This window comes from Peribacillus sp. FSL P2-0133, assembly GCF_037975445.1.
Taxonomy (GTDB): domain Bacteria; phylum Bacillota; class Bacilli; order Bacillales; family DSM-1321; genus Peribacillus; species Peribacillus simplex_E.
In genome coordinates, this window is record NZ_CP150254.1 from 2,836,780 (window position 1) to 2,849,737 (window position 12,958).

A 12,958-nucleotide genomic window follows, 5' to 3' on the forward strand; every position below is an offset into this window, starting at 1 on the left:
CATATGTATATACATGCAATTAACATACTGTATACTAACCTGCACTGTAAGTTGCATATAATCAATCTTTCATCCGTACAAATGGCACTGCATTATTAATCTACAAAGAGTTTTTCCTCATTCATTAAGTTCCCTAACATGGTCATTAATTAATTGAAAAATAAAACGTCAGCATTTCCCCATAAGTGTGAAAATGCTGACGAGTAATGTCTTATGAAGTTTTAATATCCTTTTTGTCAATCCAAGCCGCATGCCTTGGCAAGTATTTCAACAAGATGCATACTTTTGATTTGGTTTGCTGCCCCCTCCCTTTGAATGCCAATACTCATTTGCATTTGGCAGCCCGGGTTAACGGTCACTACTGTAGTGGCTTTTGTATCTTTTAGGTTCTTCATTTTTTCATCCAATATCTTCATGGATTCATCAAAGTGAAGAAGATTGTAAATACCTCCAGATGCACAGCAACGGTCAAATCCCTCCATTTCCACATAGGAAACACCTGGTATGGATTGCAATAATAAACGAGGCTCCTTTTGGACCTTTTGAACATTGCGTAAATGACATGAATCTTGATAGGAAACGATGCCTTGCCATTCTTCAGTAAAGGGGAGTGGCCCTAATTGATGAAGAATTTGACTGATGTCTTTTGATTTTTCTGAGAAAGCCCTTGCCGCCCCAGCCCATTCGTGATCATCTGCCAATAAATGTCCATATTCAAGAAGCGAAGCGCCGCAGCCTCCTGCGTTATTTACAATTACATCAGCATCTGATTGCATGAAGGCTTGGATATTCCTCTTTGCCAATGCTTTCGCTTGTTTTGTTTCACCTTGATGGGAATGCAGTGCACCGCAGCAATTCTGATTTTCAGGGAGAATGACCTCACAACCTGCTAAGGTGAGCAGCTCAATGGTAAGACGATTTATTCGTGACATCATGGAATCCATGATACACCCAGCAAAAAATGCCACTTTTAATTTCGTTTCCCCTTTTGCCGGCATTATCGTACCTGTCCGGATTCGTTTGGAGGACGTCTCGATGGCTGGAAGTGCTTGTTCTAAATGTGCAAGGGCTGGGGAAACCTTTTGCAGTACATTCAATGAACGGATAAGCTTGGATAATCCTGTTTTTTGATAGAACTGTACTGCACTACCAATCCTGTTCATCCGTTTTGGATATGGAAAAAGATGAACCAATGCAAGTTTTTTGATCTTGTTCATTTTGTTTTTTTGGATAGTTGACGGGGAGTTTTCAATGGCTTCTTTTGCCGCTTCCAGTATATGTCCGTATGGCACACCGACAGGACATGCGGTTTCACAAGCACGGCAGCCTAAACATAGGTCGATCGGTTCAGCTAAATCTTTTTGGAAATCTATTTTCCCTTCGGCTGCCATTTTCACTAGATTGATTCGACCGCGTGGAGAGGCAGATTCCACTCCCATTGATTCATATGTAGGACAAGCTGGTAAACAGTAACCGCATTTTACGCATTGGTTTGTCCAATCATAGGCATCTGAATATAAATTATTGGCCACTGAATTTGTCTCGTTCGGTTTGACGGATAGATTCATGTAACCAACACGACCCTTGTCTGGCCTTTATCAGGAAAAATCTTTCCTGGATTCAGGATATTATTGGGATCCCATGCTTCTTTAATCTTTTTCATCATATTCACCCCTGTTATTCCTAATTCCATTTCCATATAAGGTGACTTTAAAGTACCGATACCATGTTCCCCGGAAAGTGTTCCGCCTAGTTCGATTGCGGCTTCAAAAATTTCACTGACTGCAAGCTCCACTTTTTTCATTTCCGTAATATTTCGTTTATCGGTAATGATGTTCGGATGTAAATTGCCATCCCCTGCATGACCGAATACAACCAAGTTCAACCCGTATTTCTCCCGGATAGTGTTTAATCTCTCCATCATCGCCGGTATTTGACTGCGTGGAACGGTCGCGTCTTCAGAAATTTTTGTAGGACCCATTTGTGTAATGGCCGGGGAAACAGATTTACGCGCACTCCAAATAGTTTGGCGTTCTTCCTCTGTCTCCGCTATCTTGACGTAGGAAGCACCCTCCGCCGTGCATATATCGGCGCATTTATTGATTTCTTCCTCAATCGCCAATGGGTGACCATCTATTTCTATGATCAGAATGGCTTCTGCCTGTAGAGGCAATCCTGAAGGCCGATAGCTTTCGACAGCACGGATACACGCGTTATCCATCAGTTCCAGGGCAGATGGTAGAATCCCTGACGATAAAATGCTGGTAATGGCATGGCCAGAGTCTATCAAATGATTGAAGTGGGCGACAAAAGTTTGTTTAGATTGAGGTTTTGGTATTAAGCGGATGATTGCCTCAGTAACGATGCCCAGGGTACCTTCCGATCCTACGATCAATCGGGTCAAATCATAACCTGTTACATTTTTTACGGTCTTTCCGCCAGTACGAATGATTTCTCCCGTCGGGGTGACTACCTCCATGCCTATCACATATTCTTTTGTCGTTCCGTATTTCAATCCCTTTGGGCCGCTGGAGTTTTCTAATAGATTCCCGCCTATAGTGGCAACATTGGAACTGCTTGGATCCGGTGGATAGAACAAGCCGGCTTCTTCAGCCTTTTTATGGATATTTGCTGTAATCACACCTGGAGAGACAATGGCAAGCATATTTTCCCGATCAATGATCAATTTATCCCGTAAAAGGGTCATATCAAGAACCATCCCCCCTTTAACAGGTAATGGGCCTCCACTTAGCGAAGTTCCAGATCCTCTAGGGTAAACAGGTATTTTGTGAGTATTGGCCAATTTAATCACTTCACTGATTTCCTTCGCATTTTTTGGCTGTATAACGATTTCAGGTAAATATTCCCCAAAAGAAGCGTCATAGCTATAACAATACCTTTCTGCCAAATCAAGGAACATTCTGTCATCTGGAATTACCTGCCTAAGGTCGTCCAGGGCTTCTTTCTCCATGCCTCTCACTTCCTTTCTTAATAGTAAATTGGAGAAGAACTATTTGTATGTAATATAATGGCATTTTATGATTCTGCTAGATATAATGATGAAAGGAAAAGGAGGTCTTTTTTTGAAAATCGCACTGATTCACGCAACCACAACTGCACTACGCCCAATTGAAGTGGCCTTTCAAACTGTTGCTCCAAACATTGAACTACTTCATTTCATGGACACGGGTCTTCTCGCCTTGATGGAAAAGAGCGGCAAGTTGACTCCGGAAATCATCCGCCGCTTTTCTGCATTAGTGAATATAGCCTATGAATCTGATGTTTTAGGCGTCCAACTTACTTGCTCTGCTTTTAATGACATCACTTCAATCTTACAACCTCTATACCCTGTAAAGTTATTTCGTTCAGATGAGGCCATGCTTGATGAAGCGCTTCGTTATGCTAGCATCGGCCTGGTTTCAACCGTAAAAGAAACGCCAATCGCCCTTCAAAATTACTTATTAAATAAGAATCCTGACTGTATGATCGAATCATTGGTGGATCCCGGGATCATCCATTTATTATCACAAGGAAAAAGAAAGGAACATGACGATCGGGTTAAAAAGATGGTGGAACAATTGGATGGAAAGACAGAAGTGATTTTGCTTTCACAATATAGTATGGAACATATCGCAAAGCAGGTTAATCCCTCTGTCCCTGTCCTAACGGCTCCGCTATTGGCTGCTAAAAGGTGTTTGGCTCATTTGAATGGAACGTTTGGATGAGTTTTCTTCGTAATATCAGAACTTAGCCAGCATGATCGTTTGTCGCATCATTCATCTCGTTTTTAACCGTTAGTATGATGGGAACCACCAAAAACTTTCCCGACACCTTGAATTTTTTCAAGTATGACGATTAGAAGGACTGATATGAAAATAACCACGCTTGACACGGATGCAACGATTGGATTGTAGGCATCCTGCATTTGCGAGAATATTTCGATCGGCAGCGTTCTCATTTCCGGTGATACCATAAAGAGAGAGACCGTTACATTATCAAATGATGTTAAAAATGCGAATAATCCCCCTGAGATGGCCGCAGATCCAATTAGCGGCAGTGTCACTTTCATGAATACTGTTAGTGGATTCGCTCCAAGTATCGCCGCGGCCCGTTCGAGATTATAATCAAATCCACTTAAACCGGTTAATACGAGCCGCATAACATATGGTATGCAAATGACGATATGGGCAATTAAAAATCCTGTAGACGTACCGGCAAGCATCATTGGTGTAAAGTACATTAAAAGTGCAATCCCCAAGACTAATTGCGGCACACTTAATGGAGAAGTTAATAGGGCCGTAATATACGATTTTCCAGGTATATCATACTTTGCGATGCCAAGGGCACCCAAAGTTCCGAATATGACGGAGAAAAGGGCAGCTAATGCTGCGAACTTCGCACTGTTCAAAAAGGCTTCCAAAAATTCAGGACGCTCCAAGATCTTGGCATACCATTGCAGTGAGAAGCCTTCAGCCGGAAAACTTGGATAATTGGCACTTGTAAAAGAAGCGGGAATAACGACAATGAGCGGTATCAAGATATAGATAATTGCTAACACGGCTACGGCAATCCGAAGGCCGCCAAACGTTTTCATCATCGGAATACCTCCTTGAATTTCCCTTTTTCAAACACCCTGGTAAAGACGGCCACTGATATGACAGTGGTTGCTAATAGAATATAAGAAAGAGCAGATCCGAATGTCCAATGCAGCAAGTTATTTATTTGATCATAGATGACAACAGGCATTACGGGCACATTGGCTCCCCCCATTAGTGCAGGCGTAACATAAGCACTCATTGATAAACTGAATACGAGAATGCAGCCAGATACGATACCAGGGATACTTAACGGCAATGTAATCGAAAAGAACCTTCTGAATGGGCTTGCCCCAAGTATTGCTCCAGCCTTATCCAGAGAAGGATCAATATTATAAAGACTTGCAACGATGGATAAGATCATGAAAGGAAGATATGCATTGGATAGCCCAATCACAACTCCGATTTCCGAAAACAATAGTTTCAATGGTGCATCTATTATGCCAAGGGCCATCAAGGTTTGATTAATCGTTCCGTTAGGCAATAGCAAAAGGTACCAGCCAAAATTACGGACAACTATACTTACCAAGAGCGGTGACACGATCAAGAGAGTGATATACCCTCTGATCCGAGCTGAACTTTTGGCCATCGTCAAAGCTACCGGATATCCAAGAAATAAAGCAACCAAGACCGAATATAAACTGATTTTCACTGTCAGCCATAAAGAAGATAAGTAATAGCTATCGGTAAATAATTGTGTATAGTTTTTTAGGCTATAAACTGCATCCGCTCCTCCAAGATTATCTGTTGATATGAAGCTTAAATATAAAATGTATAACATCGGTATCACAAAGAAACCAAATATGAAAAGCAGAATCGGCGTTAAAAGGAGTAATCCCGGCACCCAGACTTTCCTTTTCTTGATTTTAGGTTCCTTTTGCGGTTCAATAGGATTCGTTTCCTGTTCTATTTCTTGACTAGCATAACTTCTGATGGGCTCCATCCAATCAACACCTCACTTCCATTTTGCCATGATGAATCGAAAGCGGAAGTCAATACTTGAATACTTTTCCCATGTAATAGAACATTGATTTCCCAAGAGGTACCAAGATAGTTAATTTGGCTTATCTTAGCATGTTGGAAATCCAATGGAGAGGTAGATTTTTCATCAAGAGAAACAATTTGCAGTTTTTCTGGTCTAATATAAAGCTTCACCTCATCACCGGTTTTCAAATCACTATCATTTCCCATGATGTTGTTTGCATCGACATGAGTGATATCAGGCCCTATCTTGACTGAAACTTTCCGCTTATCCACAGCAGACACATTCCCTTCAAAACAATTCGATTTCCCGATGAATTGAAACACGAATTCAGTCTTGGGATGATTGTAAATCTCAGTCGGAGTACTGATTTGTTCAATTTTCCCTGCATTCATGACCACGACTCGATCAGACATGGAAAGAGCTTCTTCTTGATCATGAGTCACAAAAATGGTCGTTACGCCAATTTCCTTTTGTAAGCGCTTTATCTCGGCCCTGAGTTCATGGCGCAACTTTGCATCAAGGTTTGAAAGCGGTTCGTCAAGCAAAAGGAGCTCCGGTTCAACTACAAGTGCTCTGGAAATCGCAACACGCTGACGCTGACCTCCTGATAATTCCCTTGGATAACGATTCTCCAATCCTGACATTTTCACTAATTCAAGCGCTTTACTTATCTTCTTTTTTTGCTCAGCTTTACTAACTTTGCGCAGTTTCAAGCCAAAACTGAGATTTTCATAGACTGTCATATGAGGAAAAAGCGAATAAGTTTGAAAAACCATTCCTAAATCACGCTTATAAGGCGGAACCTTCGTAACATTGTTGCCTTTAATATGGACCTCACCCCGATCTGCATCGAGGAACCCTGCAATTAGGTTCAAGGTTGTGGACTTTCCGCACCCTGAGGGCCCAAGAAGAGTAAGTAACTCTCCTTGTTTCACCTCCAGATCAATGCCATTCAGGACAACATTCGCTCCAAATTGTTTAAATGCGCCTTTTATCTCTACATCATTTTTGTTTGATCCAAACCCCTGAACTGCCTCCAGGGGTTGCCTATTCATTTCCACATCTTTTTTTAATACTTCCATGTGATCAACAAGCTCCTTTTTTATTTGAGTTTTTTCCCTAATTCAGGAGTAACCTCTTTCGCCCATCTGTCTGACACCTCGGCGCGGATTTCGGCAAACTTGGCGAAATCAGGTTTGAATGTTTTATCACTTGCTTTAAGGCCGATTGACTCTTCAAATTTTTCTGGAATTTTCATTCCTTCTACCGTCGGATAAAATCCTTTTTCGGAAATTAACGCTTGCGCTTCTTCACTGATTACATAGTTGATGAATTCAAGGGCTTCTTTGCTATTAGGCGTATTTTTCACGAGACCAGCACTAAAAGCTTGAAGCGGTACGCCTTCTTTAGGTACGGCCATCTTAATGGGAATACCTGAAACGGCTAGTTCGCCTATGGAATAACTTCCCATGACCGTTACGTCAGCAGCTCCCTGTTGGACAGCTGGCATCATTTGCGTTGAGTTTTTATAAAACGTATTGGAATAAGCTGCAAGATCTTTTGCTTTTTCAAGGCCTGGTTCCATGTCTTCCGTACTGCCGCCGTTTGAAATCGCCAGACCATTAAGGGTATTGAAACCCCAGTCATTCGTAATATCTGAAAATGCCGTTTTACCCTCGTAATCCGGTGAGACAAGATCATTCCATGATTCAATTGATTTTAACCCTTTCTTTTTAAAGGTTTCCGTATTATAAGCTGGTGCAATGACTAAACCGAATGCTGGCGCGGCAGCATTTTCAACCGGAATGAAACGTGAATCCACCGATTTCATATTGGGAACATTGGACTCATCAATTGGTACGATCAGTTCCTTCTCCTTAGCTCGAATTACATCAACCGGTACAAAAAGAGCAACATCTATTTGCGGAGCGTTCTTCTGTAATTCCACTTTGGATAGGATTTCACCTGATAAACCGGAAATATAATTAACAGTGATTCCCGTTTCTTCTTTGAACTTTGGTGCGATGACATCTCTGATGGCACTTTCAATGACACCGCCATTACCAGCAATCGTTATTTTTTTCTCTCCTTTTTCACCTGCACCCGTTTGGACGGATTCCCCCGGTTTTTGCGGAGTAGGATTACCACATCCCGCAAGAGCGATCAATACTATTATTGATAAAAGACTCAGCAGTTTTTTCATAGTCATTACCTCCCGTTTTTCATTGATCTCCAATAATTCCTTGTTCGTTAAAATAATTCATGGCCCCTTGATGAAAATCAAGGGGAACTTGTTTAGTTGCTTCATTTATTGAAATATCAAAAGCAGCTGGATGTGTATGCTGTAGTTCAGGCAGATGTTCATATAATGTTTTCACAAGACTGTATGCATGAGGGTCAGACATTTCCTTGTAGGTTACCAGGACATTTTTAATTGAAATCGTTTGGACATTTTTTTTCATTCCCCCGTATGTATCTCTGGGAATTTCATCATGAGTATAAACTCCATATTGTTTTTGAAGACCTTCAATGATGTCTCCCGGGATTGGAATAAAAGATAGTTCCGTCTGCTTGGATATGAAAGCGATTTCATTATTCGGGATTCCCGAAGAAAAGAAAGCTGCATCAATGGTACCATTTCGTAATGCTTCTGCAGATTGAGAAAAAGAAAGATAGGATAAATTCAATTGATCAGTCGGTAAATCAGATTCTAACAGTATCCGCTCTGCAATAAGCCTTGTACCGCTTCCTGCCGTTCCCACACTAATGCGTTTACCAACTAAATCTTCTAAGGAATCAATATCATTTTGTTTAGTAGTAACAATTTGTACATAATTGGAATATAGGGCCGTTAAAGCTCTTAACTTGGATTTATCCGTTTCAGGCAAATCCAGTACATCCACTGTGGTGAAACCAATTTCTGCACGATGGCGGCTAACCAATTCAGTATTTTCGATGGAAGCCTGGGTTACCTGGGTACCTGACACAGTTCCATTATATTTTTCATACATATTTGATAATCTTTGACCTAATGAAAAATAAACTCCTGTCATATCTCCAGTTCCAATGATTAGCATCCTATTATTTAAGTCCTGTCCTTCAGAAGTTAGTTGACTCTGAATCAAGGTAGAAGCAGGTTTAGATATTTCCTGCTGCTCATTCATAAAAGAACATCCTGTCATGAAACAAAATAACAAAGCGACTTTTATAAAGAGTGCTCCATTCTTCATTGTGGCCCTCCTTTCTTATTGTATTTAGATGCAAATACCATGCCAAGTCGATTTTCTGCTTTAAAACGCAAATCCTGCCGATTTATTGCATGATATACAAGTATAAATCGGCAATTTTTGCCGGTTATCCAGAAAAAAATGCCGATTAACACGTTGAACCTTTTATTCTCCTTTTGAAATGAGCTTGATTTTATCACGCAGGCTTCTTTCAGAAATTTTTAGGATTTGAGCTGTTTTTTGCCGATGGTTTTTACAGTATTGAAGAGTGGCCGTTATGACTTTTTCTTCTATCTCTTTCATGGATATGCCAATTGGGATTTTGAAACTATTAAAATCGTCGTCATTGCCATCCGGGTGGAGAATGAACTTCTGCTCTTGAACATATTGCGGCAAGTCGGTATCCTCCATTTTTTTCGAGTTTGATAGGGCGACAGCATATTCTATAACGTTACCAAGCTCACGGACATTCCCAGGGTAATGATAATCCAGTAAAATCCGACGTGCGGCTGCCGAGAAAGTCTTATCTTCTCGATTCATATCCTTAGCGTGCTTTTTTATGAAATAATCCATAAGGATCGGTAAATCTTCTTTTCTATCTCTGAGAGGCGGCATCGAGATGGGAATGACATTTAGCCTGAAATACAAATCCTCCCTAAATTCCCCTTCCATCACCATTTGTTCCAAGTTTTTATTTGCTGCACTTATAATACGGACATCCAATGAGATTTTTGTATTGGACCCCAGAGGCGTCACTTCCCTTTCCTGCAATACTCGTAATAATTTGGCTTGAAGAGGAAGGGGCATTTCACTAATTTCATCGAGAAAAAGGATGCCTCCATTAGCCGCAACGAATTTCCCTTCCTTCCTCTGTGTTGCACCGGAAAATGCTCCCTTCTCATAACCGAACAACTCAGATTCCAGTAGCATCTCAGGAATTGCTGCACAATTGACAATCTGCATTGGATTGTTTTTCCTTCTTCCTAGCGTATGGATGTTTCGGGCTACAAGCTCCTTTCCAGTACCACTTTCACCCGTGATAAGAACACTGGAATCAATATCTTTCACTCTTTCGATCATTGAGAAAATACGCTGCATCGCCTTGCTGTTACCAAGGAAGTTACCAAATCCCTTTTGAATCTCCAATTCTTCATGTAATGTCTCCAATTGATTGGACATCTGTTTGAATTCGGCTGCCCTCATCAAGAGCAAAGAAAGTTCTTCAATATTAATTGGCTTTTCAATATAGTAGTAGGCCCCCTTTTTTATGGCCTCGATGGAAGTTTCAATGGATGAATAGGCAGTCATCATGATGACTGTTACGTTAGGTGCTATTTGTTTGATTTTCGGCAGGACATCAAGTCCACTTTTATTTCCTATTCTCAAATCAAGTAACACAATATCAAAAGCCTGATTGTCGATCTTCCGGAGCCCCTCATCCGGGTCAGTAGTTGTCACGACCTGATAAGAATCTTCCAATGCAAAGCTAAGAGCGGTGCAAATAGCAGGTTCATCATCAATCACCAATACATGCATTTTCATATTACTCCTCCTCTTTCCAGGATTCTATTCGATATATAAAGGTAGTGAAATGGTGAATTTCGTACCTGAATTAGGATAACTTTTCACATGGATATCTCCGTTATTTTCTTTAATTAACCTATACGATAACGTTAGTCCCAAACCGACGCCCTTTTCTTTATTTGTGAAAAAAGGCTCGAAAATATGGTTCAGTTCCTCCTGTTTCATCCCTTTTCCAGTATCGGATATAGTAATCCGGCCTGTCTTTTCGTTCTCTTTATCAATGGTGATTTTAATGGTCTTTTCCTTTGTTTCTTCAACGGCATGAATCGAATTCAACACCAAGTTAAGAAGTACTTGTTGAATTTGTTGTAAGTCTATATAAAAAATAAGGTCCTCCTCAATCGTCTGCTCGAAATTTATTTGTTTTTTTCCCATTGTCACTTTATGAAAAGCAAGTAATGATATAAGTTCATAAGCGCGGCAATTTGTAATATTTGGCGGACGCGGACGTGCATATTCAATTAAATCAGTAACAATCGCATTCAAACGGTTAACTTCAGTAGGCAAGTGCTCCATTAGAACTTGTCGGAATTGAGGGTTATCATATTTACTTGGAAGTAAATCAATGAATGTTTTAATCGATGTCAAAGGATTCCTTATTTCATGTGCGACACCTGCAACTAGTTGACCAAGAGCGTGCAGCTTTTCTTGTGTGACCAATTTTTTCTCCAATGTTTTCTTTTCCGTCTCATCATTCATGGAAAGTAAGTATCCGGTTTGTATATCTTCAGAGTTGAACATCTTATGCATCGAATATGAAATCACCTTCTGTTCATTTTCCTCATCAAATACCAAGATTCGAAAAGAACCCGTACGATTATTCTCATTTTGTTCTTGATGTAAAGCCCCGAAATTCCTCATTAATTGTGAATGATTCATAAAATTCAGAATCATTTCCTTGGAAATGTTAAGAATTTCTGATGCCTTTGCATTGCAGCTGGTAATCATGAAATCGAGATCGAATGTAATGATTCCATGATTGATATTGTTTAAGATTTGATCTTTGAACGCTTCAGCATTAGCAATGTTTTGCCGTTGTTTCTCCAAATCCTTATTTAATAAATGTAATTTTAACGTCTGGTTATGAACGGATTTTTTTAGCTTTTGATTCCATATGTAGATGATTAGAAGGATAAGGGCCACGGCAGTTAGAATTATGATCAACCAGAATATGAATTGCTCCAGCCTGGCAATTTTTTGATTGGATTGTGGCATGACCCATTTATCGATTATCCCATTGATATTTCGGTTGGCTTTAAGTTCTGTGAGTGTATTATCCATCATGAAAAGAAGCGATTGATTCCCTTTTTTCACTGCAATCGTATAATCCGCTGGTTCAATGACTTCATTGAGAATGATGTAATTCTTTTCTTGGCGGAACTTTTTCAAATAGAAATCTGCAGTCCATTTGTTTCCGATGAATACATCTGCACGGTTGTTCAATAATGTTAAAATACCCGAGTATTGATTTGAAACGGTCGTTAAATTTGTATTCCTCATATTGAGAAATGTACTGATTACTGGAGTGTTTTGGTCAAGGACAACATGTGAATCACGTAGATCCGTTAACGTATGAATATCCTGTTTCCTATTACTAGGAATGATAATTGATTGGGACATTGTAAAATAGGATTGAGTGAAATCAAGTTGGTTATCTTTTTCGGTATTATAGGTACTTCCAACAATTGCATCAATTGTTCCATTACTTAAAGCTTTTTCGGCTTCTTCCATTCTCATCGGAATATATTTGAAATCCACGCCATTAAATTTTGCTATTTCCTCCATTAAATCAATATTGATGCCTGTCAGCTCACCAGCTTCATTTTCAAATGAAAATGGAGGAAGAGCACTTTCCCCAGCAATTATAAAGGTTTTTTGTTCAGCATAAACAGCGGGAGACCAAAGCGTTTGAACAAAGACTATCAAGCAAAATATACTTATTATAAACAGCTGCTTTTTAATTAAGAGCCCTCCTCCTATGTCAAAATCCTGCAGTTAATATTCCTCGGCTAAAAACATCATGATAATATACTTCTCCAATTAGGACTTGAACCCTTTAAATTCTTAGTATAATCTGACACAATCTAACAATAACCTACAAAAAGGTATGTGATTCTATCAAACGAAATAAATATAAACCCAGCAACCTTTGCCGGGTTTTAGATTAGGAATAGACTTCTAATTTTTATGAAATCAGAAAAAGATTCAGTTTACCTAAAAAGGAGCCAGTTGATTTCCGAAATCCGCTCCCTATCCGCCGACTGTATGCCAAGCCTCATCATAGCAAGCGCCTGTGTGGTCTCGGCTAGCCAGTTATTTGGCAGGAGTGTCGCAAATTTCTTCAATTTAATAAGGGTTTCTTCCATATAAAATAAATAACATGAAGGATAACGAAGTTTTCTTTTATAAACATGGTTCGGGATTAAACCATCGGGAACCTCCAGACATTGCCAAATGTAAAGAAACGCCATTTTCTTAAATCGAAATTCCAGAATTAAGAGCCCAATTTACTGAGAAATTAGGCTTTTTTATTACTCCATAGAAGCGCCCTATAATGGATTTACACA

Annotated in this window: 10 protein-coding genes; 1 reads left to right on the forward strand and 9 read right to left on the reverse strand. The window is 39.9% G+C overall.

What is annotated here, in order from left to right:
• Positions 1–236 precede the first annotated feature (236 nt).
• Positions 237–1,532, reverse strand: coding sequence for a (Fe-S)-binding protein (locus MKY17_RS13640; RefSeq protein ID WP_339202245.1), 1,296 nt, complete (start codon positions 1,530–1,532; stop codon positions 237–239).
• Between the two features lie 32 nt (positions 1,533–1,564).
• Positions 1,565–2,971: an FAD-linked oxidase C-terminal domain-containing protein gene (locus MKY17_RS13645; RefSeq protein ID WP_098372378.1), complete on the reverse strand. Its 1,407-nt coding sequence runs from the start codon at positions 2,969–2,971 to the stop codon at positions 1,565–1,567.
• 112 nt (positions 2,972–3,083) lie between these two features.
• Here MKY17_RS13645 and MKY17_RS13650 point away from each other — a divergent pair, with 112 nt between their 5' ends.
• Positions 3,084–3,725 (forward strand): hypothetical protein, encoded by a 642-nt coding sequence (locus MKY17_RS13650; protein ID WP_098372379.1) that lies wholly within the window; start codon positions 3,084–3,086, stop codon positions 3,723–3,725.
• A 62-nt stretch (positions 3,726–3,787) separates the two neighbouring features.
• Here MKY17_RS13650 and MKY17_RS13655 read toward each other — a convergent pair whose 3' ends face one another.
• The 7 genes from MKY17_RS13655 to MKY17_RS13685 form a co-directional block, all read right to left on the reverse strand.
• The gene (locus MKY17_RS13655) at positions 3,788–4,594 is read right to left on the reverse strand and encodes an ABC transporter permease (RefSeq protein WP_094246734.1); all 807 of its coding nucleotides are present in this window, start codon (positions 4,592–4,594) and stop codon (positions 3,788–3,790) included.
• A complete protein-coding gene (locus tag MKY17_RS13660) occupies positions 4,594–5,538 on the reverse strand; it encodes an ABC transporter permease (RefSeq protein ID WP_098372380.1) in 945 nt (314 codons plus the stop codon). The genes MKY17_RS13655 and MKY17_RS13660 overlap by 1 nt, the downstream gene beginning before the upstream one ends.
• Positions 5,502–6,635, reverse strand: coding sequence for an ABC transporter ATP-binding protein (locus MKY17_RS13665; protein WP_098372407.1), 1,134 nt, complete (start codon positions 6,633–6,635; stop codon positions 5,502–5,504). The genes MKY17_RS13660 and MKY17_RS13665 overlap by 37 nt, the downstream gene beginning before the upstream one ends.
• A 47-nt stretch (positions 6,636–6,682) precedes the next feature.
• Positions 6,683–7,783: an ABC transporter substrate-binding protein gene (locus tag MKY17_RS13670; RefSeq protein ID WP_098372381.1), complete on the reverse strand. Its 1,101-nt coding sequence runs from the start codon at positions 7,781–7,783 to the stop codon at positions 6,683–6,685.
• A 19-nt stretch (positions 7,784–7,802) separates the two neighbouring features.
• The gene (locus MKY17_RS13675; RefSeq protein WP_339202247.1) at positions 7,803–8,810 is read right to left on the reverse strand and encodes a TAXI family TRAP transporter solute-binding subunit; all 1,008 of its coding nucleotides are present in this window, start codon (positions 8,808–8,810) and stop codon (positions 7,803–7,805) included.
• A gap of 162 nt (positions 8,811–8,972) precedes the next feature.
• On the reverse strand, positions 8,973–10,349 hold the full coding sequence (locus MKY17_RS13680; RefSeq protein WP_339202249.1) for a sigma-54 dependent transcriptional regulator: 1,377 nt from the start codon (positions 10,347–10,349) through the stop codon (positions 8,973–8,975).
• 24 nt (positions 10,350–10,373) lie between these two features.
• A complete protein-coding gene (locus tag MKY17_RS13685) occupies positions 10,374–12,317 on the reverse strand; it encodes a transporter substrate-binding domain-containing protein (RefSeq protein ID WP_339202250.1) in 1,944 nt (647 codons plus the stop codon).
• Positions 12,318–12,958: the final 641 nt, after the last annotated feature.

Coding starts and splice junctions, on each gene's coding strand:
- MKY17_RS13680 (WP_339202249.1), bottom strand. CDS start 10,349: ATGAAAATGCATGTATTGGTGATTGATGATGAACCTGCTATTTGCACC.
- MKY17_RS13655 (WP_094246734.1), bottom strand. CDS start 4,594: ATGAAAACGTTTGGCGGCCTTCGGATTGCCGTAGCCGTGTTAGCAATT.
- MKY17_RS13670 (WP_098372381.1), bottom strand. CDS start 7,783: ATGAAAAAACTGCTGAGTCTTTTATCAATAATAGTATTGATCGCTCTT.
- MKY17_RS13645 (WP_098372378.1), bottom strand. CDS start 2,971: ATGGAGAAAGAAGCCCTGGACGACCTTAGGCAGGTAATTCCAGATGAC.
- MKY17_RS13665 (WP_098372407.1), bottom strand. CDS start 6,635: ATGAATAGGCAACCCCTGGAGGCAGTTCAGGGGTTTGGATCAAACAAA.
- MKY17_RS13675 (WP_339202247.1), bottom strand. CDS start 8,810: ATGAAGAATGGAGCACTCTTTATAAAAGTCGCTTTGTTATTTTGTTTC.
- MKY17_RS13660 (WP_098372380.1), bottom strand. CDS start 5,538: ATGGAGCCCATCAGAAGTTATGCTAGTCAAGAAATAGAACAGGAAACG.